Origin of the sequence: Ignatzschineria sp. RMDPL8A (genome assembly GCF_029815055.1) — a bacterium.
GTDB lineage: Bacteria > Pseudomonadota > Gammaproteobacteria > Cardiobacteriales > Wohlfahrtiimonadaceae > CALZBJ01.
This window is the reverse complement of the sequence record NZ_JAPPWA010000001.1, coordinates 50,932-76,343: the sequence shown is the minus strand read 5'-3', so window position 1 is coordinate 76,343 and position 25,412 is coordinate 50,932. Positions and strand designations below refer to the sequence as shown.

Sequence of the window (25,412 nt, the reverse complement as noted above, 5' to 3'; positions counted from 1 at the left end):
TTATTGCGGATTTGTGACAATCTTTCGATTTTCTTTGCAATCGGGGTTGACGTAATCTAAATCTTCGCTATAATTGATCACCTGTTTCGGCAGAGAACAAAAAATCTTCCAGGCGGCGAGGCGAGTTTCTTTGGGAAATTAGCGGAGTTTGCAAGATTAGCACTTTAACAATTGGGTTTGTCAGTTTCGTTTTTATCCCCTCAAGTTGATTTGAGGCGTTGATTAAACGGTCTGTTTTACGGGGTTTGAGTTGATCGACTTTCGAACACTCTGCGGGAAAGGGAGAGACTGGAAGTAGGGGGTGGAGAGAAAATGGAGAAAGGGAGAAGGGCGGAAGAATCAAGGGAGTTATTGTTAATATCGGACAGGCATAAAAAAGCCCCACGTTAAAAGTGAGGCTATAGATACGGGATTCAGTGAAGAGTGTTTTAAGGATTAAGTCATTAGACTACTGCGCACTCTCAAAACTCTCAGCGCTGTCAGTTTTATCACTTTTGACTTCACGTTTAATAATTGATTTGTTCTGTAATAGCGGCTCAATAATCCGCTCGTGATAGCTCTCTAGTGGGCTATATTGAATATAAGATGCTTTGCTTCCGCTACGATCTAATGTAGCATCGACGCCGATTGCTGGGTAGAGATAATGGGTAATGGAGTTCCGTTTATCATCGAAGATATAATCAGTCGGGCCAAAATTCCGGAGGATATCTTCCTCTTTTACTTGAACAGCAAGTGGAATGAAGGCAAGACTTGTGACTTTAAGATGCTCGACTTTTTCTTGCATCTCTTTAGGAAGATCATAGATTGTGCGCTCAGAGGTTGAGCGTTTATGAGGTTCGAGATAGCTAATGAGTTCTCTAAAGAGTGCCTCATCCTTTTCAGGAGTAAAAGCAACGCGGCCAGATAATCCCCCTGCAAGCGTCTCTCTAAAATAGCCCTCTAAGGTCAGTTTCCCTTTTTCTTCAAAGATGGAGAGGCTTAGACGATTGCCAAAGGTACGGATCGCATCTTTAATGGTGCTTTTGTTGAGCGTCGTATTAAAGACCGTGGGGCTATTGAGGTTGGGTTCAACAGTGACTTCCCAGAAAGGGGTGCGAGCCGGCTCTTCAATCTGAGGCGCGAAGACGGGCGTTGCATAATAGACCGAAAGCCCGGCAAAAAGTACCGATCCTACGATGGCGAATAGTCGTTTGTTATTCATATAAAATCTCTAAATCATCTGAAATGGTAGCGCACAGCGCCGTTCATTAATAAAAATTGCTAGACAGAAAAAAGCTACTCGCCCAGAGGAGGAGTAGCCTTTATGATACGTTATTTGCTTAATTTTGAATATTTAAGTGATCAGCAAACCGATAGATATCAAGTATCAAACAATTAGTCCGCAAGCGGTGCTAATACGTCAATGATGGTTTTACCAATCTCTGCGATGTCGCCCACTCCTTCAACGGTTTGAAGCTTGCCTTGACGCGTATAGTGGTCAACAAGAGGGAAGGTTTCATCTTCAAACACTTTACGACGTTTTTTAATGGTCTCTTCGGTGTCATCTGAACGTCCACGCGATAGTAGACGCTCTTTGATCACTTCGAAAGGTACATCGAAATAGATTACTTTTTGGATTGGCTCGCCAATTTCTTCAAGTAACTCATCGAGCGCTTGCGCTTGATTAATATTTCTAGGGAAACCATCGAGTAGGAAGCCATTTTCTGCCTTTTCAATTTGGTTTTTGATCATGCCTAAGACAATCTCATCAGAAACTAATTGACCATCATCCATGATTTTTTTCGCTTCTAACCCAAGTGGCGTACCTGCCGCAACTTCTGAACGAAGCATATCACCGGTTGATAGATGGGTGATCCCATATTTGTTTACAATGTTTTCTGCTTGAGTGCCCTTACCTGATCCTGGCGCTCCTAGTAAAATTACCCGCATTACGTTTTCTCCTATTTCAAACTTAAGCTTCCATAATACACGGAAAATTATTCCCACTCAATTGTTGCAGGTGGTTTGTTCGAAATATCATATACAACGCGAGATACCCCGTCGACTTTTGCAATAATTTCATTTGAAACCGCTTCAATAAAGTCATAGGGCAGATGAGCTGCGCGCGCCGTCATAAAGTCTACGGTTTCAATGGCACGAAGGCCGATAACGTGTGCGTAAACGCGTTTATTATCCACAACGCCCACGGATTTTACCGGGATAAATACTGCAAACGCTTGTGAGACTTTATCATAAAGTCCCGCTTTACGAAGATTTTGGATAAAGATATCATCCGCTAAACGTAAAATGTCGGCGTATTCTTTTTTAATTTCGCCAACGATACGAACGCCAAGGCCTGGTCCTGGGAAGGGATGGCGATACACCATCTCTTTAGGAAGCCCTAAATGAACACCGAGTTCGCGTACTTCATGTTTAAAGAGGGATTTTAATGGCTCTAATAATTGGAGATCCATCTCTTCAGGAAGACCGCCAACGTTATGATGTGATTTTACCGCAACCCCATCTTTTGTATTGAGTGATTCTAAAATGTCCGGATAGATCGTGCCTTGTGCAAGCCATTTAGCGCTTGGAAGTTTACGGGATTCCTCTTCGAAAATACGGATGAACAGCTCACCAATAATTTTACGTTTATTCTCAGGATTGGATTCCCCAGCAAGGGCCTCTAAGAAGCGCGCTTCAGCGTCGACACGGATAATATGAATCCCCATGTTTTTCGCAAAGGTTTCCATGACGATATCGCCTTCATTTAAGCGAAGGAGGCCGGTATCAACAAAGACACAGGTCAGTTGTTTGCCGATCGCTTTATGAATAAGCGCTGCTACCACCGATGAGTCAACGCCGCCAGAAAGCCCTAAAATAACCTCTTCATCGCCCACTTGTTCGCGAATGTCGTTGATGTTGAAATCGACCACATTTTCGAGCGTCCAAACGGCGTCAGCTTTTGCATCATTTTTGAGGAATGTTTCAAGAGAGGCTTGAGTGTCATCGCTTGAGATGTCGAGAGACGCGATGTTAAAGGTAGGAGGGACGGTAATTTTTTCAGTAGCAAAGAGTTCGCGAATGGCGTCAGGATTATCGGTGATAATGCCTTTAGGAAGCGTTGCCGCATCGGCCTCCACGTGATTGATTTGCAACACTTCAGAGAAGTAGTTTAAATTGCGCAAAACCCGTGCAATTTTTTGACCCTCTTGATGGTTGCTGTGAACAATTAAGATTTTGTTGGCTTGATACTGATTCATATTGAATAGCCCCTTCTGTATTGAGAGTTTATCAAAGGGGGATTATAGCAAATCGGCCCTTTTTTTTCGAAAATTTTATTGAATTTTTACATTTATCCAAAACTGACTTGAAAAAGCCCTCGTTTCTCGCTGAAATAGGTTGGAGCGATCATTAGATTATTGATAAGATGAGCTTAAATTAGATGATATTAATAGTAAAGTTGTGAAGAAAAAGATGACAACTAGGTTGTCAATCGTTATAATATTACGTTTACAAAACGCGCTGAATTGAGCGCAATTTCTCAGAAAAACCGACTCTCTGAGAGGTTTAGACACTGCTTGCGGAACGATGGAGAAAATTAATACGCTATGAAGAAATTACTACTGTACATGGGAACCCCTTTAGTCTTAGCGGCCTGTTCATTAGCCCCTGAATATGAGCGTCCAGGCATGCCTGTGGATGATCAGTTTCCAGCGGCTGAGGCGATGGAAAAGCAAGCGCAAAAGATGGCCTATCAGATCGGTTGGAAAGAGTATTTTAAAGATCCGCGTCTTCATCGTTACATTGAGCTTGCGCTCGATAATAACCGCGATCTAAAAACGGCACTCCTTAATACGGAAGCCGCGCGCTTAGCCTATGGCATTCAAAAGAGTGAGCGCTTACCGGGGATTAATGCTAGTGGTGCGAAATCTCGTTCAAAATCGGGTGAGAATCCAAATGGGCAATCAGTAATCAATAGTGGTTACAACGTTAATGCGGGAATCAGCCAATTTGAGCTTGATTTCTTCGGTCGAGTAAAATCGATGACCGATGCACAGCTCAATACCTATTTAGCCACCTATGAGGGGCAAAAAGCAGCGCAGATCGCCCTTATTTCACAGATCGCCCGTAGCTATGCGGAACAAGTGTTAGCCGAAGAGCAATTAGCGCTCGCACGCAACACACTCCGTTCAAACCAAGCGTCTTATAATTTGGTTAAACAGCAAGTTGAAGCGGGAATTGCCAATAACCTTGATCTTGCCCAATCGCTCGGTCAGGTGCATTCAGCAAACGTTCAAGTTGCGGTCTATGAGCGTAGTTTAGCGGTTGCAAATAATGCGCTGTATGAATTAGTCGGTGTGAAAGCGACCAATCTTCCTAAAGGGTTATCGGTGCGTGATTCGTTCTTAATCGGTGTGCCTGCAGGTCTTCCTTCGGAGGTATTATTGCTTCGCCCAGATGTGATGGCGGCTGAATATCAGCTCCGTGCCGCAAATGCCAATATTGGTGCCGCGCGCGCTGCATTCTTCCCGAGCATTTCACTCACCGCGACAGTCGGATCAAGCTCAGAGCACTTTGATGATCTTTTCTCATCGGCGACAAGTGGTTGGAATTTTACCCCATCACTCACAATGCCGATTTTCAATTGGGGTAAAATCCAATCGAATCTCGATTTAGCGTACGTTCGTCAAAATAGTGCCGTGGTTAATTATGAGAAAACGATTCAAACGGCTTTTAGAGAAGTAGCTGATGGGCTTGTTTCACTTAAACCGCTTGAAAAACAGCTTCTCGCACAGAAAAACTTAGTCAATACCACTGCCGAACAGTTAAATCTTGCAGAGACCCTCTATAATAATGGAATTGCCAACTACCTTGATGTGTTAGACGCACAGCGAAGCCTCTTTAGTGCCCGCCAAGCGCTTCTAACCACCTATCATCAGAAAATCCTTAATGGCATCGCGCTTTATGCGGCGCTCGGAGGAGGTCTTGTAAAAGAGGCAGGTGAAGAATATATTCCTGAGTTGCAAATTAATAAGTAGTGGGTTATACTTAACATCGATTTTTTGGCGGGGCATGGCGCAGTCTGGTAGCGCACTTGCATGGGGTGCAAGGGGTCGCAGGTTCAAATCCTGCTGTCCCGACCATTTAATTTTAGAACAAAAGATAGAAGGATATATGTCAAAAGAAGATCATATCGAAATGGAAGGAACGGTTGTTGAAACACTTCCTTACACAAGTTTTAGAGTAGAACTGGATAACGGCCATGTTATTACAGCTCATATCTCTGGTAAAATGCGTAAAAACTACATCCGTATTTTAACCGGTGACCGCGTAAAAGTTGAGTTAACACCCTATGACCTCACAAAAGGTCGTATTGTTTACCGCGGAAAGTAAGCGATCCTTCTAAAGAATAGAGCAACCATCATATTTAAAATTAGGATATTTTAATAGGATGACTCACTATAAATGCGTTATTTTTGACTGGGATGGCACCTTGAATGATTCAAGTTCGACCATCGTCAGTAATATGCAAGACGCAACTGAAATTCTTAATTTGACCCCACCAAGCGACGAGGCAATCTTGAAGCTAGTGGGGTTAAATTTATCTACAATATTTCCCATTCTCTATCCTGAGCGTGATGCAAAGACGTACCAAAAAATGGTCGATACCTTTGTGGAGATCTCGCTTGCGAATCAACATAAAGAGACGCTATTTGATGGCGCGCTCGATGTGCTTAAGATGCTCCATCAGGAAGGCTTAAAATTAGCCGTTGCCACAGGGAAATCCCGCCGTGGCCTAAATACGGTTTTTAAGCGTAATCCACATTTTCATGATCTCTTTATCACTACCCGTACCGGCGATGAAACGGCATCCAAACCCTCGCCATTAATGCTCGAAGAGATTTTAGATGAACTTCAGCTTGATGTGAGTGAGGCGGTGATGATTGGCGATACCACCTTTGATCTTAAAATGGCGCGCACCATCGAGATGGATTCGATCGGCGTCTCTTACGGCGTTCATACGCCTGCGCAACTTAAAACAGAATCCCCCCTTACCATTATCGATTCAATATCGGAATTGATTCCCGCGATATTTCGCTCATAATAGAGTAGAGATTTGCCCTCCGTCCGGCTCTTATTGAGCATCGCGTGCGGAGGCATTACATTATTATCGCTTCATTTATTTCAAAAAAGAGAGAGACACTATGAGACCATCAGGACGTAACGCCGATGAAATGCGGTCATTAGAATTTATTCCTAATTTCACAATGCATGCCGAAGGCTCGGTATTGAGCTGTTTTGGGAATACCAAAGTGCTCTGCACGGCATCGGTTGAAGAGCGTGTGCCTCCTTTTTTACGCGGGCAGGGATCGGGCTGGATTACGGCGGAATATGGCATGTTGCCCCGTTCAACTCATAGCCGTTCCAATCGTGAAGCGGCGCGCGGTAAACAGAGCGGGCGCACTCAAGAGATTCAGCGTCTGATCGGCCGTTCACTGCGTGCGGCGGTTAATTTGGAAGGGTTAGGCGAGCACACCATTACGCTTGACTGTGATGTATTGCAGGCCGATGGCGGTACGCGTACAGCGGCGATTTCCGGCAGTTATATTGCTCTTGCGATGGCATTAAATGCACTCGTTAAAAATGGCGCATTGCCTGAAAATCCGCTCAAAAGCCAAATTGCAGCGGTATCGGTCGGTGTCTATCAAGGTGTTCCGGTGCTTGATCTTGATTATCCAGAAGACAGTGCAGCGGATACGGATATGAACGTTGTGATGAATAGTAATGGCGGGTTTATCGAAATCCAAGCAACGGCAGAGCTCAATGAGTTTAAATATGATGAATTGACCGCGCTCTTAGGGCTTGCGGATAAAGGGATTCGCGACATTATTGCCAAACAAAATGAAGTGCTTGCATCGCTTTAATAGGTCGTAAATTTAGAAATAAGTTTTAAATAAGAGATTTAAATAAAAAGCCACTCCCGATGATCGCGCGAGTGGCTTTTTTATTGCTAGAATTTTTACTTAGCGGAATTTATTTAGAAGGCGATAGTTCGACAATGATCTGATCGATCTCTTCCACGAGTCCGGCTTTATGGAGTCCGTAATCGTGGAGAATCTCTTCGCGCTCGCCATGCTCAGGGAAGTGGTCGCTAATGCCAAAATGTTTTATCGGTTTATAGATTCGCGCTTCATTAAGCAGTTCGCTAATCGCCGATCCTGCGCCACCTGCAATGGAGCCATCTTCAATGGTAATGATGAGATCATGCTCGCGAGCCATGCGCGTTAAAGTGTCGTAATCAAGGGGTTTAACAAAACGGAGATCAACTAGTGATCCATTAAAATGCTCGGCAATTTCGGTGGCAAGGGGAAGCATCGCTCCAACGCCGATCACAAGAATATTTGAGCGTTCATGAATTACGTTCGCTTTCCCGATGGGGAGCGTCGTAAAATCATTGGGATCATATTCTGCGCCAATCCCTTTCCCGCGAGGATAACGAACCATGGCAGGTGCGTTGGCATAAAAGGCGGTGGTGAGCATTTGGTAACACTCTTTCTCACTGCTCGGTGCCATAATCATCATATTGGGAATGCAGCGCACGTACGCCATATCAAAGGTACCGGCATGAGTTGCGCCATCAGGGCCGACAATGCCCGCGCGATCGACCGCAAACACCACGGGAAGATTTTGAATCGCCACATCATGAATGAGCTGATCATAGGCTCGTTGTAAAAATGTAGAGTAGATCGCAACCACTGGGCGCAGCCCTTGAATCGCCATTCCCGCCCCGAGCGTTACCGCATGCTGTTCAGCAATGGCGGCATCAAAATATCGATTGGGGAAGCGCTTACTAAATTCCGTGAGGCCTGACCCTTCACACATTGCCGGGGTAATCGCCGCAAGATCCGCTTCACGCTCGCCCATATGGCAGAGCCACTCTGAGAAAACATGAGTATAATTTTTCGCGTGATCGACCGGTTTTGGTGCGTCTTTTGATTCGGTAGGAACACTCGGTTTTTTACCTGACACCGCATGATAGGTCACCGGCTCATCTTCGGCGATCTTATAGCCTTTCCCTTTTTTCGTCGTAATGTGAAGGAATTTAGGCCCTTTTTTATGGCGAAGGTTTTGAAGGGTACTGACGAGCGTTTCAAGATCATGCCCGTCAATGCGCCCAAAATATTGAAACCCAAATTGTTCAAAGATGGTGCTCTCATTTTCCACAAAGGCTTTGAGATGTTCTTCCGTTTTACGAGCAATATTTGCCGCGCTACTAAAGGGAAGGTTTTTAAGGATTTTTGCCCCTTCAGTACGCACCGATTGCAGTATCGGATTGGAAAGGGTTCGCGTTAACATGCTGTTGAGTGCACCAACGTTTGGCGAAATCGACATATTGTTATCGTTTAAAATAACCAGCATATTCGCTTTAAGGTCGCCGGCGTGATTGAGCGCTTCGAAGGCTTGCCCGGCGGTGAGTGCACCATCGCCAATGACGGCAATAATCTGTTTTTCTTCATGCCCAAGCTCATGCGCGGCAATTGCCATTCCAAGGGCGGCACTAATGGACGTAGACGAATGACCCACACCAAAGGCATCGTAGGGGCTTTCAAACGGAGAGGGGAAGGGGCCAAGGCCACCTTTTTTCCGGATGGTGTTAATTTTGTTTTTACGCTCGGTGAGGATTTTATGGGGATAAGCTTGATGGCCTACGTCCCAAATAATCGGATCTGCCGGCGAATTAAAGACATAGTGTAGCGCGACCGTTAATTCAATAACGCCCAAGCCAGAAGCAAAATGTCCGCCGCTCGCTAAGACGCTATCGATCAAAAATTGACGTAATTCTTCCGTGAGCGTTTTAAGTTCTTTGACAGTTAATTTCTTAAGATCCTGAGGAGTGTCGATCTGGTCTAAATAATGATATCTGTCCATAGTTTGCCTTAATAATTACGTTTGACCACATAGGCGGTGAGATTGAGAAGCGGCGCGTTTTTCTCGCCGAGCGCATTCAAATTAGCGAACGCCTTATCAATCAATTCATCTAAAATGGTGGTCGCTTTCTCTAAACCTAACAGTGTGACGTAGGTGGATTTTTCTTGTTCAAGATCTTTGCCCGCGGTTTTGCCAAGCTCTTCGGAGGTGCCGGTCACATCTAAAATGTCATCTTTTACCTGAAACGCAAGGCCAATATTATCGGCAAATTCCGTTAAATGCATGAGGGTTTTCTCATCGGCATTACCGGCAATCGCGCCCGCAAGAATCGAGGCTTTAATTAGTTTACCAGTTTTTAAACGGTGGATCGCAACGAGCTCATCGGAGGTGATTTTACGCTCTTCACCTTCCAAATCCATCATCTGCCCGCCCACCATGCCAGAGGCTCCCGCCGAATGGGAAAAGAGCTGAATGAGCTTGATTTTCGCGCTATCCGAAATGCCTTCAAGATGGGATAAAATCACAAAACTTTCCGTTAATAATGCATCGCCCGCTAAAATGGCGGTGGCTTCATCAAATTGAATGTGACAAGTGGGTTTCCCGCGGCGGAGTGAATCATCATCCATCGCCGGAAGATCATCATGAATGAGCGAGTAAGCGTGAATCATCTCAATTGCCATACCTAATGGATAGAGAATTTTTGCATCAGCACCGGAGAGATGACCGGCCGCGATTAAGAGCATTGGACGGAGCCGTTTCCCGCCATTTAAGGCGCTATAACGCATCGCTTCTTTTAGATTCTTCGGCGCGTCAATGGACGCTAAATATCGGTCAAACTCTACTTCAAATGCAGCTAGCTGCTCATTGAGCCAAGGCGTTAATAAGGTCATCGGTTTCGTAATTTCAGTCTACAATTTATGCGTCGTCGCGCGCACGTTCATCGGTCAGTTGTTGGATCTTTTTTTCCGCTGCTTCAAGCGTGCCGTGGCAAGCTTTTGTGAGCGCAATCCCTTGTTCAAAATAGGTTAGCGAATCTTCTAAGCTAAGATCGCCATTTTCTAGTTTTTCCACAATTTCCGCGAGCTGCGTCAGTTGCGCCTCAATTGTCGGAGATTTTTTTTCGTTTTCCGTCACAAAAATTCCTTTAAAACTATATAATGGTGGGTACTATTCTAAGGTGCGGGCTTAATATATGCAAAATATATTATGCTGCGAGTGCGATCGCGGGCGATCATAATAACGGGTCTTAAATAATAAGGGGACACATGGGCAGACAATATCCGATTTATCGATATTTGGGGCTGATTTTAATCATGCTCACTGTCTCGCTGTCTGGGGTTGGCGCGCAGACGCACCCCTTAAACAGTGTGATCCAGGGCGGTCTCTCCTCGCAAACGAATAATTCTGAACAAGAGCTTCCCGATCCCGTTCGTTTAACCGCGGCGTGGTGGCAATATTTTGAGCTCGCCGAAGGGGAAGAATTACAAAAACGCATTGATGCATTTTTAGAGCGGATCGATAATCAAGTGGCGCTCGTTGGGGAAGCGGAGCAGCAAAAATATACCTCGCAAATCTCCCATTTAAAAGCGAACTTTGCCGCTTACGTCACCCTAAAAACTCGTGATAATCCCATTGCGCCTCCTAAAGAGATGATCAAAGATCACTACAACTTGTCCGATCTTATGGCGGTGATTCACCACGAGCGGGAAGTACAGACGCAGGTCAATCGCACTAAGCAGGATATTGGCGATCAAGAGAAGCAATATCGTGAATTGAGCCGTCAGCTCAACAGTCTGATGGTGTCGTTTATCGAGCTTCCGAGCAATGCGGCAGGGCGGTTTGATAAGGCGCTCGCGATTATTTTACAGCAGACGGAAGTTGCGCTCATCGATGAGCGGTTACGCATTCAGCGGAAAAATCTGCTGATTGAGGAAAATCGTTTGCTTGAAGCCTCAAAACTTCGTGATGGCGCGGTTGAACGGCTCGTTTTTACCGAAGATGAGCGTACAGCGTTAAAGCAAGAAGCCACGCGTCTTGAGCGCGAATTAAAGGAAGCCAATACGAGGCTTCTCCGTGCGCAATCTCAAGTATTATTGACCCCTGAAGAGACGGCGGAAGATCGAGCGGTAATGCGTCTTCGTAATCAGCAAGCCCTTAAAGAGAAGATCAATCTTGCGGTGCTTGAGACGCGGCTCTATATCTATCTCAATGAGCTCGATTCCCTCAGTCTTTTAGCGAAAGATGAGACGCTCGATGTGGAGCGCATTCAAAAACGGCTATCAGATCGGCAGCGCAAACTCCAAGAGATTACCGTGGTCGGGCGCGATTGGTTTAATCAAAATGAGCTCGAGCGAGCTAATTCAAACACCTTTTTAGCCGATGTGGAATCGAAAGGCAGCACCGATCACAATACATTTTTAGCGAGCATTGCGAAAGATCGTTTAGTCTTAGTGCAGGAAACGTCGGTACTGCTGCAAAAATTACAGACGGAGATGGCGGACGTTCATTTCCTCTCGAGCATTATTGAAAAGCAGCTCTTGAGCTATCAAGGGCCCTTTTTCAATTGGATTAATCGCACCAAAAGTACGCTCAGTTACGGTTGGCGCAATACTAAACAGCTACTGCGTACTGCGCTCTTTAAAGTGGGCGATACGCCGATCACTCCGCTCAGTTTTGCGCAATTTTTACTGATTGTATTTGTCTGTTGGTGGGTGGCGTTTTGGCTCAATAAAATTCTGTTCCGTATCGGGAATAAGCGTGGCGATGAGAAGCTTCCGGCTTATTATATTGTCGGGCGACTCCTCTATTACAGCGTCATTTTATTTGGATTTTTATATGCACTCACCGCGATCGGCATCGACTTCACTAATTTTGCATTAGTGGCGGGGGCATTGGCGATCGGACTCGGTTTTGGGTTACAATCGATCGTCAATAACTTTGTCTCAGGTCTGATTTTGCTCTTTGAGCGATCCATTAAAGTCGGTGACTTTATCGAGCTGCAAGATCGCGGGCTGTGGGGCGAGGTGAAAGAGATTAACGTGCGCGCTACCATCATTAGCGATAATGATAATGTCGATATCGTGATTCCAAACTCCGAGCTCATCAACACAAAAATGATGAACTGGACCTTAAAAGAGCCCCATCGCCGGATGCGTTATCCGTTTAAAGTGGCCTATGGAACCGATAAAGAGTTGGTGCGCGAGGCAGTTTTAGCGGCGGCAGAAGCGCTTCCGCATACCTTAAAAGGGATTCCCGGACGAAACCCTGCAGTATGGCTCACCAATTTTGCCGAATTTTATTATGAATTTGAGCTGGTGGTGTGGCTCACGGCCCGTGCGGTAAAACGGCCTAATGGCGTTCGTGCGGCCTATATGTGGGCGATCGACAATGCGCTCCGCGAGTTTGATATTGAGATTCCTGTTCCTCAACGTGAGCTACGCTTTCGTGAGGGGAGTGCGTTACCGTTAACGCGCTATAAACAGCAAGAGAACATGATCTTTGAGGAGGATGATCTTCCTGAAGATGACCCATTTTTAGAGACTGAAGAAATAGAAAAGCAAGATGAAAAATAATACCTTTCAAGAGATCATTTTAACGCTACAACAATATTGGGCGGATAAAGGCTGTGCAGTCTTACAACCGTACGATATGGAAGTGGGCGCGGGAACATTCCACTCAGCCACTTTTTTACGCGCGCTTGGGCCTGAGCCATGGGCAGCAGCGTATGTTCAGCCATCACGCCGCCCGACCGATGGCCGCTATGGGGAAAACCCGAACCGTTTGCAACATTACTATCAATTCCAAGTGGTGATTAAACCCTCACCGGACAATATTCAAGAGCTCTATTTAGGTTCGCTTGAAGCGCTTGGCATCGATACTGAAACGCACGATATTCGTTTTGTGGAAGATGACTGGGAATCACCAACGCTTGGCGCGTGGGGACTTGGTTGGGAAGTGTGGTTAAACGGAATGGAAGTAACCCAATTTACCTATTTCCAACAAGCGGGCGGTTTAGAGTGTAAGCCGGTTACCGGTGAGATCACCTATGGGCTTGAGCGGTTTGCGATGTACGTTCAAGGCGTTGAAAGTGTCTATGATTTGGTTTGGTCCGATGGACCTTTTGGTAAAATTACCTATGGCGATGTGTTCCATCAAAATGAAGTGGAGCAATCGGATTACAACTTTAATCATGCCGATACCGATTATCTCTTTAAATCCTTCACCTTTTATGAAGGGGAAGTGGGGCGTCTACTTGCGGTGGATTTAGTGCTCCCCGCCTATGAGATGGTGCTCAAAGCCTCTCATGCGTTTAACTTACTTGATGCGCGTAAAGCGATCTCGGTAACCGAGCGACAATCCTATATTTTACGCGTGCGTAAGATGGCAAGTGCGGTGGCAGAGAGCTATTATGCGGCTCGTGAAAAGATGGGCTTCCCGATGTTAGAGCGCGATTAATTAGCTCCATCAGATTTATAAAAAGCGATCGTAGTCAGTTTTACTGGTTAGAGATCGCTTTTTTATTGCCCATTGATTTTTTATCGACGGATAGATTGAGGCATAAAAAAAGAGCCACTGATTACTCAATGGCTCTTGGCATCTTGTACACGAAAATCGTGTGTTCGATTAAATCTGTAAGGTATAGATTAGGTCGATCATAAAGGTGATGTCGTCTTCACTGTCTAAAATTTTCCAGTGATCCACTTTTAAGTCTTCTAATACTGATTTACCATTATCATCTTCATGCATGGTGCGAAGCGTCTCTTTTAGGAGTTCTGCTTTTTCTGCAAACGCGGGTGAAAGCACAAAGCAGTGAGCAACCGTTGCGATATCTTCAGGTTCTGTTGCCACTAAGCTCTCTAATTGGCTTGCAACAATTTTACTTAAACCGCGATAGATATCCGTTGGAAGCATCGCCACTTGCGAGTTGCCTTTTAAGAGCTCTTTAATCGCTAAAATGTGGTTTGATGTATCGATAAACGTGATGTCATCTTTGGTTAAGTTTGCAGGTTCAAGCAGGATAGTACCTAAGGTACGAAGGTCTGCGTTCATTGCTGCAGAGACTTTAAGATCCGTTTGCAGATCTTCAACCTTTGTAATATCGCCACCTTTTTTAGTGACGATGGTCACTTCCGCAACATCCGACGCTGGCTGTGCAAGTGCAATAAATTTTTGTTCGCGAATTAACCAGCCCGCATCATACGGGTTTGCATAAAGAAGATCGATTTTACCGTCGAGTAATGCCTGCTTTTGATCATCAAACGAAATATACTCCAATACACTGATTCCTTCGCCTGTTTTGCGTTGGAGCCAGCTGCTGAACAAATGCCAACCAGGGAGACGCTGTGGTGAGACATCTGGGGCAATAGAAAAAGAGATCGATGACATAAAACGGTTCCTTTGTTTAAAAGCTAAAACATACAATAAAAATTGGCCGACGCGGTCTGCTCTATGTATATATTGATTTAACCATGATAGACTATTTTTTAAGAAAATGCATAAGAAATTAAGAGTTAATCGGGCCGAGCTTGACTCTGATTAAGTCCCCTTTCTTTAGAGCATTATTTCTATAATTGTTATTTATTCTATGAGAGAAAAAAGGCTAGAGAGCTATGCAAAAATTTTTAGAGTGCGCAAAAGAAGCGGCATCCATTGCCCGTAATATTATTGCAACTGAATATGATAAAAATGCATTTAAGATTACCATCAAAGCAGACATGACGCCCGTTACCGAAGTGGACGTCGCGGTAGAACAGGCGATTCGTGCGCATATCTCTAAGCACTTTCCAGACCACGGATTTTTCGGGGAGGAAGAGGGTAAATCGAACATCGATTCCGATTATGTATGGCTCGTTGACCCGATCGATGGCACCAAAGCATTTGTGCGTCGCCGTCCGTTTTTCTCATGCCAAATTGCGCTCATGTATAAAGGGGAGATTATCTTAGGAGTCTCAACGGCGCCGTCGTTTAATAATGGTGAGCAATTTTATGCGGTGCGAGGCGAAGGAGCATTCCGTGAAAATGGTGAGCGCCTGTCGGTGAGCGATATTACCGAATTTTCAAACGTCGTACTCTCATCGGGGAACTTGAAATCGCTTGCGCAAGACTCAGCTCGCTGGAACAATTATGGCGAACTCATCAAACAAGTGAACTCAACACGCGGATTTGGTGACTTCCTGCACTATCATCTATTAGCGCAAGGTTCACTCGACCTTATTGTGGAATCCGATGTCAATATTCTCGATATTGCCGCACTTTCAATCATTGTGGAAGAAGCGGGCGGGGTCGTGACCACCTTAGAAGGGGACAAACTCTCTCTTGAAACCAGCAGTATTTTAGCGGCAACGCCCGAGGTTCATGCAAAAACCTTAAAACTGATCAACGGCTAAGCTAAAATCGGCGCCGATAGGTTGTAGTTTCATAAAAAATAGGGTATCTTATAGCCCTTGTGTAAAAGGAGAAGTGGCCGAGTGGTTGAAGGCGCTCGCCTGGAAAGCGGGTATACGTTCATAGCGTATCGAGGGTTCGAATCCCTCTTTCTCCGCCAGACTTAAATCCCTCTGTTAGGTAACTAGCAGAGGGATTTTTATTGTCTTAAATGCGCTTATTGGGCCGTTAAATATTTCTCAAATATAGACGGCCTTTCGATAAGGTGTCATCGCTGTTAAAGTGCTCAAGACATATCTCTTGATTGCCAGGAGTGTTGGCTGTAACACCAGACTCACAGATGGGAACTCCAAAATCGGGTCCTCCTTCAGGTTGGGGAGAACTCATATCGCCTCGGCCACCGGAAGGATTGCCGATAATCACATCTTTCCCTTGTGCCTCACCGTAGAGTCCATCTTCACTGGAATAACCTGTAACAAGATTGCCATTAGAGTTTTTGGCTTGATTGCCAGTCCACATATCTAAAAAGAGCAGTTTTGATATATTTCGATCATCTAAACAGGGGTCATCTGCCTCAAGAGCGTCGGTAGCGGGAATGATTCCCCATGTTCGAATGCCGATCACGCCGGGCGATTTAGTGAAGTAGAACGAAGGGGAGATAATGCGCTCGCCACGACTGATTTCGTCTGCCGTTTTTAAGGGGAGTACCCATCCACGATATTGATCGCTTAAGAGACTTCCAGGCATGTTATTTTCAAATTGAACCGTATATTCATTTGAAACCCCGCTAAAGCTAGAGCCTACTTTTGAGGCGATTTTTCGTGTCATTTTCTGTACGAGCAATTCACTTGAATAGATTCGATCGGCACTATTTTCCACATCGTCACGCAGACCATAATAATGGAAGGTATCTTGAGTATATTTATCGCTAGTACGTGCCGCTAATCCGGTTCCAAAGAAGACCCAAGTTTGCCCTCGACTGTCTTTTGCAACGGTCGGTTGAGCGTGAATGGGATGATTGTTGGGGTCTTGGAATATCTTCACAACCTTGGGTTTGCCATAACGGTAAGTGGTAATATCCCGATCAGGGAAGGTGATTCGATATAACCCCCCTTTAAGGTCACCAACGTAAATGGCATCGATTACGGAATATTGCTTTCCTCCAACATCTGCTTGGCTTGTGAGAAGGGCTGGTGAGCCAGCACCGCCACTAAATTCGCTACTTGCTTTATTAAGATAGATGCGTTGTAGATCGGCGATGGGTGAGGTTGAGCTTTCGGGGTCGATCGTTAAGATATATACAACGCTTCGGTCACTTTTACTACCATACCCATTCCCAAGGACAATGGTGGCTGTGCGATAGGGCGATCCATCGGATAAAAGGGTGGTTGTCGCAGTAAAATCGGGGTCGGTCAGAGTATAACCTAAGTCTTCAAACCCCGGGGTGTTGGTATCGATATAGAGAAACCCTTTAATATTGCCTTGAGGTGTAATCGAGTTTACAACAAGCCCTTTACCGCCCGCACCTTGCATAGAAAGGGAGAGACCATAGAGCTTGATTTCGTCGGCGCTTGCATTATATAAATCGGCAGGAGCGTAGAGGTAATCAAAGAGATGATTTTTACCATCCATAGAGAATTTATGATTGTACGAGATATTGAGCACGTTATCTAATTCATTTTGTTGCGCAATGGTATCGACTAAAAATGCTTTTTCACGCTCCCCTCTTGCAACGGGAGAATTGCTTCCCCCTTGTGGGCGAATACTATCTTTTTCGGCGCGAATAATATTGATCAAACCATCGTTAGAGCCAATGATTAAACGATTTTGATTATTCCGCCCAGTCCGCTCATCTAGGCCTTTACGTAATAGAGAGTCTCGCAGGGCTTGTGGATATTGATTCATATTGCCATAGAAGATATCTGGTCTAAAATAGAGCATATTTGAATGGATGATATCGTCCATCAATGTCGCTCTATTGCGTAGAGGGAAATTATTATCAGAGCGACCATACATAATCCAGTTTTTCATATTATTAGAGATATGAGTGGCCTGATTTAAAGGCAACTCTGAAACAGAACCCTGATTACTTTGCAACGCTTTAAAGGGATTGTAACGATAGTTGCTCTCTTTTTGAGCTCTAAAAGTTTTGTCGGTACTCCATAACTCTTTATAGCGAATTAGCTCACCGGGTTTGAGAGGTTCGTCTTTATTAGGATTGACTACTTGCATCGCTTTCACCTTTCCCGCCCAGCGATTGGCATCGTAGGTGCTTTGGTAGGCGATACTATTGAGCGTTATGTAAGGGCCATCGTTGATTTTTGTGTCAAATTTCTTTTCAGGAATGATGGAACCAAAAATATCATTCATTGCATTGCTAAATTGAATATGATCAATCACGGTTCGTCCTACACCGCCCGATACATCCGCCATTTTCACTAAATCAATGCCAGTATTTTTTAGAGAGGGATTTTTTAAGTCCCATTTACCGAGCTGAATTGCGTGAAGGGTGATATTCATCTGTTTAGAGCCTTCATCTGTCCAGGCTTTGCCCGCATCATCAAATTCAGGACGAGCCGATTCAAGATGCCCTTTTTCATAACGCATATCAACCGCTTTGAGCTGCTTTGCTAATCGATTCATATCAAAACTGCGTGAGATGATGTCATAGCCACCACCAAAATTGTTTGGGTCTTCCGCGAGAATGCGTTTAAAGTTTTTACTTAAATTCTGTTTTCCCATACACCAATTGCAATATCCGTCCGATAAAATATCATCATGAGGAACGACTCCATAGTAGCCATCCCCCATATGACGATACGATAATCCGACAATGATAATATGATTTTCTTGGCAACGATAACGTTGTGGATACTCATGAACCTCCCATTCAGGTTTAGTCCAAAACTGAAAATTCGAGCCATGAAGATTAATATTAGGTACCCACTTTCCTCCCTTCAATTGAGGTAATGGGATGGGGCTTCCTTTTTTATAGGTGCCATAGCCTCGAAGATATTTAGCAAGCTCATAGGTGGTAAAGGCAAAGGTATGAAATGGCTGATAGCGCTTGCCTTCTCGATGATAGATTGCATTGAATTTACTATCTTCTACACGGGGGATATTTTTATAGATGCGATCAATCACCGCCTCTTTTTTAGCCTCATCGGAAATATCGGTCAGCGGAATATATAAAAAAGCCTCGTGGGTAGCGTAATCTTGATCGTAGACTTTACGATTGCTTTTCACCTCTTGGTCTGGCCCTGTGTATTTCAGTATAGTGTTGTTTTGCTTTTGTCCGACATAGTATGAAGCCGCTGCATTATGAGGGCTTCTTGCTAAAAAGTGAGAAAATCCAAAGTACATGTTTTGTGAGTAATCATTGATCATTTGCGCCAATAAAATCTGCGCAAGACCGTAAGGTCTTACGTTCATGTAGTTCGTTTTTTCGTAGGGTGTATTTTTTAAAATAGAGGGATTTGATCGCAGAGAGTTCTCAAAATTGCGCCAGTGTTGCTCATCTTTCATCCATACAACGCCTTCACTGCGCGAATTGCTCGCCATTGCGCCACTATTATCCATAAATACAATGACATTGGGTTTTGGCGGTTTTACATAGGTAAGTGGCGTTTGCGCCGGCTCAAATGGCGTATTAGCCATCGCTGCCGTCATTAAAAAAGGGGAGATTATTGTAAGAAGAGATCGTCTCCATAACGCTTTTAATCGGTTAGTGCGCATGAACGGATGAGTTCGCATAATGGCTCTCCTGAGTAACTAAATAAAGGAACTGAATAAACGAAATAAAATCGATGAATATTGCAAAATAGAGGTGTCTTTATTCTTTCAATATACATCATTTTAGTGAAAAACCTCGGCTATTTGCCATTAGATTGACGACAATTAATCTATTATAGTTAATATTAATGAGATAAGTTGTTTGTTGATTAATTTAAATTGAAGGGGGATTTGCACAGTTTTGTAGAGTGATCGCACCATCGCTTTTAATAAGCGGTTTTAACGCTCACTGCACGCGGAAATTTTATCGGTATTGTGACGGTATACCTCTATCCCTTTTTAGCATCGATCGACTTCTGTTTTCAGACAGAGCTTGTCAGCGTTTTACTTGAAGAGGGATCTCTCTTTCGCAATTTACTGAATTATCTCTTTGATCGTTCATGATTTGATTTATAAATCAGAGCGCTGTTTTCCGCATAAAACGCTTTAAACTGGGCGAAAAACCGTTTACACTGAAGGGATCACGTACGCAAATGTGCCCACAAGGCGCGCCGTACGATTCATCCATAATAGAAGGATAGGCAAATATGAAATTTTCAAAAACATTATTAACGTTATCAGGAATCTTTTTTATGTCCTATGGCCAAGCGGCAGATGCCGATACTTTAAAATCTTTTCCTGAAGCCGGCGAAGGGCAGGTGCGCCATGTGATTGAGCTTCCCGCACTCCCTGATGAATACACGGCAAAAGTGGAATTATTGGTGGGTAAAACGATTGAAACCGATTGTAATCACCACTTTTTTGGCGGTGAAATGACCGAGAAAACCGTTGAAGGATTTGGCTATAACTATTATGAAGTGTCTGAATTAAAAGGCCCGATGAGTACCTTAATGGCCTGTGCCGATGCTGATAAAAAGCAGGAGTTTGTAACGCTTCAAGGGCAAGATCTCGTACGCTATAACAGCCGTCTTCCGATTGTGGTCTATACCCCTGAAGGCACTGAAGTGAAATATCGCATCTGGCAGGCGAATGTGCTTGTTCACGATGCTGAGCAGAAATAATTAATCTTGTGTGAGGAAGGTAAAAACGTCCTCATAAATGAGATCATTATTGACAATATAACTTCCATGATCATGACCTTTGATGATGGTTAGCTCGCTATGAGGTAGTGCGCCGACGATCCGCTCAAAGGTCATTGGTTTGTAAAGATCATTTTCAGCGCCGATAACAAGCGTCCGGTTCTGCACATTTTTTAGCTCATCTGGCGTAATATTGGGCTCGTCCATCATCATTTTATAGAGCGGATCTTGAGTCTTGGTATATAAGATTCGCACATAACGCAGACACGCATCGGTGAGATCATCAGGGGTTAAATTTGGCCCAAGCAGAATGAGCCGATTCAGCCTATTTTGCGCTTTAATCGCCATCAACATCGTTACAATTGAGCCATCACTAAAGCCGAGCATATGCGGGGTTTTAATGTTTAAAACCTCGATAAATTCTAAAATATCATCACGCATCGTTTCATAATGATACTGATCGGTTTTCTCACTCTTTCCATGATTACGGCTATCGATCGCGTAGACAGTAAAATGCTCCGCCAGTTTTTCTGCAAGCGGATCAAAAATCGTTAAATCCTCCCCATTTCCATGCAATAAAATAAGCGGATCGCCCGATCCACGCTTGGTGTAATGAAGATTAATGCCATTGACTGAAAGAGAGTGCATTTCTAAATCCTAAATAATATTGCAATAGGGAATGATGCTTGAGTATACGGGATTTATTCAATTTTATCCCATTGATTTTAAGTCTATCGTTAAATGATTTTATAAGATTAAGAGGGGTGTTTGAGGCGAGATTGATTTGAGTCACCTCAAATGATCGTAACGTATAATAATTACTTGAACTCAATTTCATGTGGTTGTATAAATAATGTTAACGATTGATAACTTTTGGAGACGTTAATTATGCGCCAAGTGACCGAGAATAGGTTTTTCACTTATGATGGCAACGAGATTTTTTATCGTCATTGGAGAGCAAACAATGGCGATAATGCGGCACCTGCGATTGTGTTGTTTCACCGAGGGCATGAGCATTCCGGTCGTATTGAGCATCTTGTCGAGGAATTTAATCTTCCCGACTTTCAGTTTTTTGCATGGGATCAGCGGGGCTTAGGTCTCTCTGAAGGTGCGCGTGGTGATGCTGAGAGTTTTGCACAGATTCTGCAGGATACAGAATGCTTTATGCGCCATATTAAGGCAACACATGCTTTGACGGATAATGATATTGCCGTGGTTGGACAGAGCGTAGGCGCCGTGATTGCGGCGGGCTGGGTGCATGATTACGTACCTAAAATTCGAGCGATGATTTTGGGTTCTCCCGCATTTCGTATTAAGTTATATGTGCCCTTTGCAATTCCTGGGTTGCGCTTAATGTATAATGTGAGGGGAAATTTTTATGTTAATAGTTATGTTAAACCCTCTCTTTTGACGCATGATACTGCAAGAATTGATTCTTTTAAGCAAGATACTCTCATTACGCGACCAATTTCGGTGCGACTACTTTTAGACCTTCATGATAGTTCAAAACGGTTAATTGATGATGCTGATTCGATTCATGTACCCACACAATTGTTGGTGTCTGGTTCAGATTATGTCGTGCGTCGTCAGCCACAACGTCAATTTTTTAATAAGTTAAGTTCGGCGAAAAAAGAGTTTCATCTTTTGCCAAAATTTTATCACGATACTCTAGGAGAGAAAGAGCGTCATCTTGCCATTGAAAAGGCGCGTCAATTTATTTTAGATGCATTTGCAGAGCCACTGCGCTTTCCTTCTTTATTAGATGCCGATCGAATCGGGGTGACAAAAGAGGAGTTGGTACGGTTACAAGCACCACCTAAAGGTCTTGTGAAAACGTTCTATTGGTGGATGGCTCGAAGGATTGTTGAGTATGCAAAGCGGATTTCTAAAGGGGTAGAGTTAGGGTTTGAAACGGGGTTTGACTCAGGTTCAACGTTGGATTATATCTATAAAAATGAACCCCAAGGAGAGGCAAGTTTTGCGCGTTTTGCCGATTTTGTCTACCTCAATTCTATCGGATGGCGTGGTATTCGGAAGCGTAAAGACAATGCCGAACAATGCTTAATTAAAACCATTGAAGCGCTCCAAAAAGAGGGGCGAGCCGTACGAATTATGGATGTGGCGGCAGGGCATGGGCGCTATATTTTAGATGGGGTTAATCAGCTTAGAGTTAAACCAGAATCGATTTTATTACGGGATTATAGTGAATTAAATATTGAAAAAGGGCGCGCGCTGATTCAGATTAAAGGGCTTCATGAAATTGCCCGATTTGAAAAGGGTGATGCGTTTAATCGAGAGGAACTAGCCACGCTTCCTGAGCGGGCGACGCTCACCGTTGTCTCAGGGCTTTATGAATTATTTGGCGATAATCTATTGGTGAGCAATTCCCTTAAAGGGATCTATGACAATATGGAATCGGGAGGATATTTAATCTATACCGCACAACCGTGGCATCCTCAGCTTGAATATATTGCGCGCGTTTTGACAAGTCATCGCAATGGTAAACCATGGGTGATGCGCCGCCGTACACAGATTGAGATGGATCAATTGGTTGAAGCTGCTGGATTTGAGAAGATTGAGCAGGTGATTGATCGTTGGGGCATTTTTACTGTTTCAATTGCGCGTAAGAGACCGTTATGCTGATTCGTTTAGATAAACGTGAACCGGGGCTCTTGAAAAAAGCGGTTGGAGCGCTCTTGATGTTGGCGCTCATTTTTTACATCTCCTATGGATTTGCAACCTGGATTACCGACCAGCGCAATGATGTGGGCAATGTGGTTTTTATGTGGGAGCGTCATATTCCCTTTTTACCGTGGACGATTGTGCCATATTGGTCGATTAATCTTCTCTATGGGCTCTCATTTTTAATTCCACGCACGGCGTTAGAATTAAAACGTCATATAGCGAGATTGTTGAGTGCACAAGTTATTTGTGTGTTCTCATTTCTCTGTTTTCCTCTAGAAGCAACCTTTATAAAGCCAGAGGTAGGGGGATTTTATGGAGAGTTATTTAATCTATTGAGTAGCTTTGATAAGCAGTATAATCAAGCCCCCTCGTTGCATATCACCTTGTTGGTTATCTTGTGGGCAACGTACTATCCCCTGATGGCGCGTTGGTCACGTTTCCTGCTACATGGTTGGTTTTTCTTGATTGGGCTTTCGGTTTTAACAACGTGGCAACATCATTTTCTGGATGTGCCATTAGGCATATTGGTTGGGTGTTTTGTACTTTGGCTTTGGCCATTTGAAGGGAGTTCCCCATTAAGCACGTTTCATTTTAATTTGAGTAATGGTCGTTTGCGCTGGGTGATTCTCTACGGAACATTGGCGCTTTTATCGCTGATATTAGGTGTAACATTAGGGGGAATGTGGTTGATCCTCAATTGGCCTGCGGTCTCGTTTGCTATGGTTGCGTTCAACTATATGGGAGTGGGTGCAAAAGGCTTTCAAAAGCGGAGTGATGGGTCGTTTACTGTGACGAATCAATTGCTGTTTTTCCCCTATATTGTCATTATGGCGATCAACTCTCGACTTTGGACTCATGGCGATAATGGGGCCGATGAGATCGCGCCAAATCTCTACTTAGGGCGTATACCTACGAGCAAAGAATTGTTGGTAGGGCAGTATGATGTCGTCATCGATTTAACGGCGGAGTTTCCTTTCCCGCTTCAGTGTAGATGGCATTCTTTATCTCATCGTTTCACTTTTCAGGGAGTGTATTATTCATACCCCATGCTAGATATGGTTAAACCAACCTGTGGAGACTTTGAGGCGATTCGTCAGCTCGTAAAAACAGTTGCTGTGACGCTTGAGCCATCGAAAAAAATCTTAATTTGTTGTGGGCTAGGCTATTCAAGAAGCGTTATTGCCTCATTAATTTGGTTAGTGGAAGGACGAGAGTTACGTGCCTTAGAGGATGCTTTAAGTGCGGTGAAGCGATCGAGACCCCGAATTGTGATCTCGCAAGATGTTTATACAGCGCTTGAAGATTGGTGGGAGCCAATAAATATCATGGCTGAGCATAAGGAGGGATAATGGGAGAGGAATATCGCATCAATAAGGAGAATCAGGCATTAATTCAGACGGTGGTTGCGCTCTTAGAGAGTCTCTCCGTAATTCAAATCGCTGTATCACTATTTGCTGGATTAATGTTGATCGGCATGATGGTGACGTTCGATAATCAAGGGGATCTGGCAACAATTACGTTGGAAATCACCATTTTCCTCGCTGTGAGCATGGCGTTATTCTTGAACTATTATTATGCATGGCGATTACGATTTGATCAGGCAATTTTAACTCGGCTTATGCAGAGCGATAGACTTGGCATTGATCTATTTGAACGGCTTGATCAGAGTTTGATCTCCTTAAATCTACTAAAGTCGTCTATTCCTAGGGATATAGAGTGTCGAATGAAAGGCGTGATGAAGCTTTTTAGACGTTTTATTGTGCTCTCTTTTTTGTTATGTTCACTCTCGATATTAGGCATGATTATGGTGTTGTTGGGATAAGAGCTGTGTGCGAGACTATTGGGTGTGATGAAAACCAGTGAGAAATAAGGAACAGTGATGAAAAAGTTGTGGAGTATTGCGTTGTTATGCGTGGGAATGTTGAGTGGGGTCATGGCGGAGCCGTATACGCCGATTAAGAGTCTTGAAGAGATTTTGTCGATTCGGGAAGAGAGCGGTAAATATTTTGTCAGTTTTGACCTGGATAAATTGCAAGAGGCGGTGCTCAATTTTGAAAAGCATGCGCGTACCTATCCGGTGACGTTTGATTCACGCATGGAACAGCAACAAGCAATTGATGATGTGATTTTGGTGGACATGCTCAGCGTGATCTATCCATTTAATGAGGATATCGGCACATTACAGCTCTTTTTGCGTTTCAATGCGGTGGCCTATAATCTTGATCATAATCCGCTTGAGAGTTTAAAACGATTTGATAAAACGGCCAATTTACTCCTTGAGCTGAAAGAGGACGATGCATCGCTTCACAATTTTATCGCTAATTTCCAAGCCTCAACCGGGCAATATGAATATGCCAAAACGCACTTCAAACGCGCCATTGAACTCGGGGATACCCACTCATATTATGGGCTTGGGCTTGTCTATTTGAGCCAAGATCAAGATGAAAAGGCGCTCGAAGCATTTAAAGTTTATCAAAAACATTTCCCCAATACTCGAATGATTGATGAAGTTATTAAAGCGGTGGAAAGTGGCAATTACAGCATTGAGTCTCCGTAATAATATGGCGTGAATTCTCTTCAGAATGTCTGTGCGAAGAGAATTTGTTTCGAGAGAGATTAACG

At 44.1% G+C, this 25,412-nt stretch carries 21 protein-coding genes and 2 tRNA genes; 14 read left to right on the top strand and 9 right to left on the bottom strand.

The features are described from left to right. Positions 1-448: 448 nt before the first annotated feature. From OXI21_RS00315 to guaA, 3 genes are all read right to left on the bottom strand, one after another. Positions 449-1,201: a hypothetical protein gene (locus OXI21_RS00315; RefSeq protein WP_279617555.1), complete on the bottom strand. Its 753-nt coding sequence runs from the start codon at positions 1,199-1,201 to the stop codon at positions 449-451. Between the two features lie 173 nt (positions 1,202-1,374). Then, entirely contained in the window at positions 1,375-1,929 is a 555-nt protein-coding gene (locus OXI21_RS00310; RefSeq protein ID WP_279617554.1) for an adenylate kinase, read from the bottom strand. 47 nt (positions 1,930-1,976) lie between these two features. Further along, complete coding sequence (guaA, locus tag OXI21_RS00305) at positions 1,977-3,239, bottom strand: glutamine-hydrolyzing GMP synthase (RefSeq protein WP_279617553.1); 1,263 nt, start codon at positions 3,237-3,239, stop codon at positions 1,977-1,979. A 348-nt stretch (positions 3,240-3,587) separates the two neighbouring features. On the opposite strand from guaA, the gene OXI21_RS00300 reads away from it, so the two are divergent. The 5 genes from OXI21_RS00300 to rph all read left to right on the top strand — a co-directional run bounded on the left by OXI21_RS00300 (position 3,588) and on the right by rph (position 6,905). Then, positions 3,588-5,018 (top strand): efflux transporter outer membrane subunit, encoded by a 1,431-nt coding sequence (locus tag OXI21_RS00300; protein ID WP_279617552.1) that lies wholly within the window; start codon positions 3,588-3,590, stop codon positions 5,016-5,018. Between the two features lie 28 nt (positions 5,019-5,046). Further along, positions 5,047-5,123 (top strand) — tRNA-Pro (locus OXI21_RS00295). 31 nt (positions 5,124-5,154) lie between these two features. Further along, a complete protein-coding gene (infA, locus tag OXI21_RS00290; protein WP_279617551.1) occupies positions 5,155-5,373 on the top strand; it encodes a translation initiation factor IF-1 in 219 nt (72 codons plus the stop codon). 58 nt (positions 5,374-5,431) lie between these two features. Further along, complete coding sequence (locus OXI21_RS00285; protein ID WP_279617550.1) at positions 5,432-6,085, top strand: HAD-IA family hydrolase; 654 nt, start codon at positions 5,432-5,434, stop codon at positions 6,083-6,085. Positions 6,086-6,185: 100 nt separating this feature from the next. Continuing rightward, positions 6,186-6,905, top strand: a complete 720-nt coding sequence (gene rph, locus OXI21_RS00280) for a ribonuclease PH (RefSeq protein WP_279617549.1) — start codon at positions 6,186-6,188, stop codon at positions 6,903-6,905. Positions 6,906-7,014: 109 nt separating this feature from the next. Here the strand turns inward: rph and dxs are convergent, their stop codons facing one another. The 3 genes from dxs to OXI21_RS00265 are packed head-to-tail and all read right to left on the bottom strand — an operon-like array spanning position 7,015 to position 10,044. Continuing rightward, on the bottom strand, positions 7,015-8,910 hold the full coding sequence (gene dxs / locus OXI21_RS00275) for a 1-deoxy-D-xylulose-5-phosphate synthase (protein ID WP_279617548.1): 1,896 nt from the start codon (positions 8,908-8,910) through the stop codon (positions 7,015-7,017). Positions 8,911-8,918: 8 nt separating this feature from the next. After that, entirely contained in the window at positions 8,919-9,800 is an 882-nt protein-coding gene (locus OXI21_RS00270; protein ID WP_279617547.1) for a farnesyl diphosphate synthase, read from the bottom strand. A gap of 25 nt (positions 9,801-9,825) precedes the next feature. Further along, positions 9,826-10,044 (bottom strand): exodeoxyribonuclease VII small subunit, encoded by a 219-nt coding sequence (locus OXI21_RS00265; RefSeq protein WP_279617546.1) that lies wholly within the window; start codon positions 10,042-10,044, stop codon positions 9,826-9,828. A 131-nt stretch (positions 10,045-10,175) separates the two neighbouring features. Here OXI21_RS00265 and OXI21_RS00260 point away from each other — a divergent pair, with 131 nt between their 5' ends. Next, complete coding sequence (locus OXI21_RS00260; RefSeq protein ID WP_279617545.1) at positions 10,176-12,482, top strand: mechanosensitive ion channel domain-containing protein; 2,307 nt, start codon at positions 10,176-10,178, stop codon at positions 12,480-12,482. Then, positions 12,472-13,365 (top strand): glycine--tRNA ligase subunit alpha, encoded by an 894-nt coding sequence (gene glyQ / locus OXI21_RS00255; RefSeq protein ID WP_279617544.1) that lies wholly within the window; start codon positions 12,472-12,474, stop codon positions 13,363-13,365. The genes OXI21_RS00260 and glyQ overlap by 11 nt, the downstream gene beginning before the upstream one ends. A gap of 168 nt (positions 13,366-13,533) precedes the next feature. Here the strand turns inward: glyQ and OXI21_RS00250 are convergent, their stop codons facing one another. Further along, complete coding sequence (locus OXI21_RS00250; protein WP_279617543.1) at positions 13,534-14,295, bottom strand: PhnD/SsuA/transferrin family substrate-binding protein; 762 nt, start codon at positions 14,293-14,295, stop codon at positions 13,534-13,536. 224 nt (positions 14,296-14,519) lie between these two features. On the opposite strand from OXI21_RS00250, the gene OXI21_RS00245 reads away from it, so the two are divergent. Together OXI21_RS00245 and OXI21_RS00240 are read left to right on the top strand one after the other, a co-directional pair. Next, positions 14,520-15,296, top strand: coding sequence for an inositol monophosphatase family protein (locus OXI21_RS00245; RefSeq protein ID WP_279617542.1), 777 nt, complete (start codon positions 14,520-14,522; stop codon positions 15,294-15,296). Positions 15,297-15,363: 67 nt separating this feature from the next. Then, positions 15,364-15,454 (top strand) — tRNA-Ser (locus OXI21_RS00240). Between the two features lie 68 nt (positions 15,455-15,522). Here OXI21_RS00240 and OXI21_RS00235 read toward each other — a convergent pair. After that, on the bottom strand, positions 15,523-18,951 hold the full coding sequence (locus tag OXI21_RS00235) for a PilC/PilY family type IV pilus protein (protein ID WP_279617541.1): 3,429 nt from the start codon (positions 18,949-18,951) through the stop codon (positions 15,523-15,525). A gap of 662 nt (positions 18,952-19,613) precedes the next feature. On the opposite strand from OXI21_RS00235, the gene eco reads away from it, so the two are divergent. After that, a complete protein-coding gene (gene eco / locus OXI21_RS00230; protein ID WP_279617540.1) occupies positions 19,614-20,087 on the top strand; it encodes a serine protease inhibitor ecotin in 474 nt (157 codons plus the stop codon). Here eco and OXI21_RS00225 read toward each other — a convergent pair whose 3' ends face one another. Beyond that, a complete protein-coding gene (locus tag OXI21_RS00225; protein ID WP_279617539.1) occupies positions 20,088-20,753 on the bottom strand; it encodes an alpha/beta hydrolase in 666 nt (221 codons plus the stop codon). It abuts the gene before it with no gap. A gap of 240 nt (positions 20,754-20,993) precedes the next feature. Between OXI21_RS00225 and OXI21_RS00220 the strand changes: the two genes are divergently transcribed. The 4 genes from OXI21_RS00220 to OXI21_RS00205 are packed head-to-tail and all read left to right on the top strand — an operon-like array spanning position 20,994 to position 25,347. Continuing rightward, positions 20,994-22,748: a bifunctional alpha/beta hydrolase/class I SAM-dependent methyltransferase gene (locus OXI21_RS00220; RefSeq protein WP_279617538.1), complete on the top strand. Its 1,755-nt coding sequence runs from the start codon at positions 20,994-20,996 to the stop codon at positions 22,746-22,748. Then, complete coding sequence (locus OXI21_RS00215; protein WP_279617537.1) at positions 22,742-24,139, top strand: phosphatase PAP2/dual specificity phosphatase family protein; 1,398 nt, start codon at positions 22,742-22,744, stop codon at positions 24,137-24,139. The genes OXI21_RS00220 and OXI21_RS00215 overlap by 7 nt, the downstream gene beginning before the upstream one ends. Then, complete coding sequence (locus OXI21_RS00210) at positions 24,139-24,612, top strand: hypothetical protein (RefSeq protein WP_279617536.1); 474 nt, start codon at positions 24,139-24,141, stop codon at positions 24,610-24,612. Before OXI21_RS00215 ends, OXI21_RS00210 begins: the two co-directional genes overlap by 1 nt. A gap of 57 nt (positions 24,613-24,669) precedes the next feature. After that, positions 24,670-25,347, top strand: coding sequence for a tetratricopeptide repeat protein (locus OXI21_RS00205; protein ID WP_279617535.1), 678 nt, complete (start codon positions 24,670-24,672; stop codon positions 25,345-25,347). The last annotated feature ends 65 nt before the right edge of the window (positions 25,348-25,412 follow it).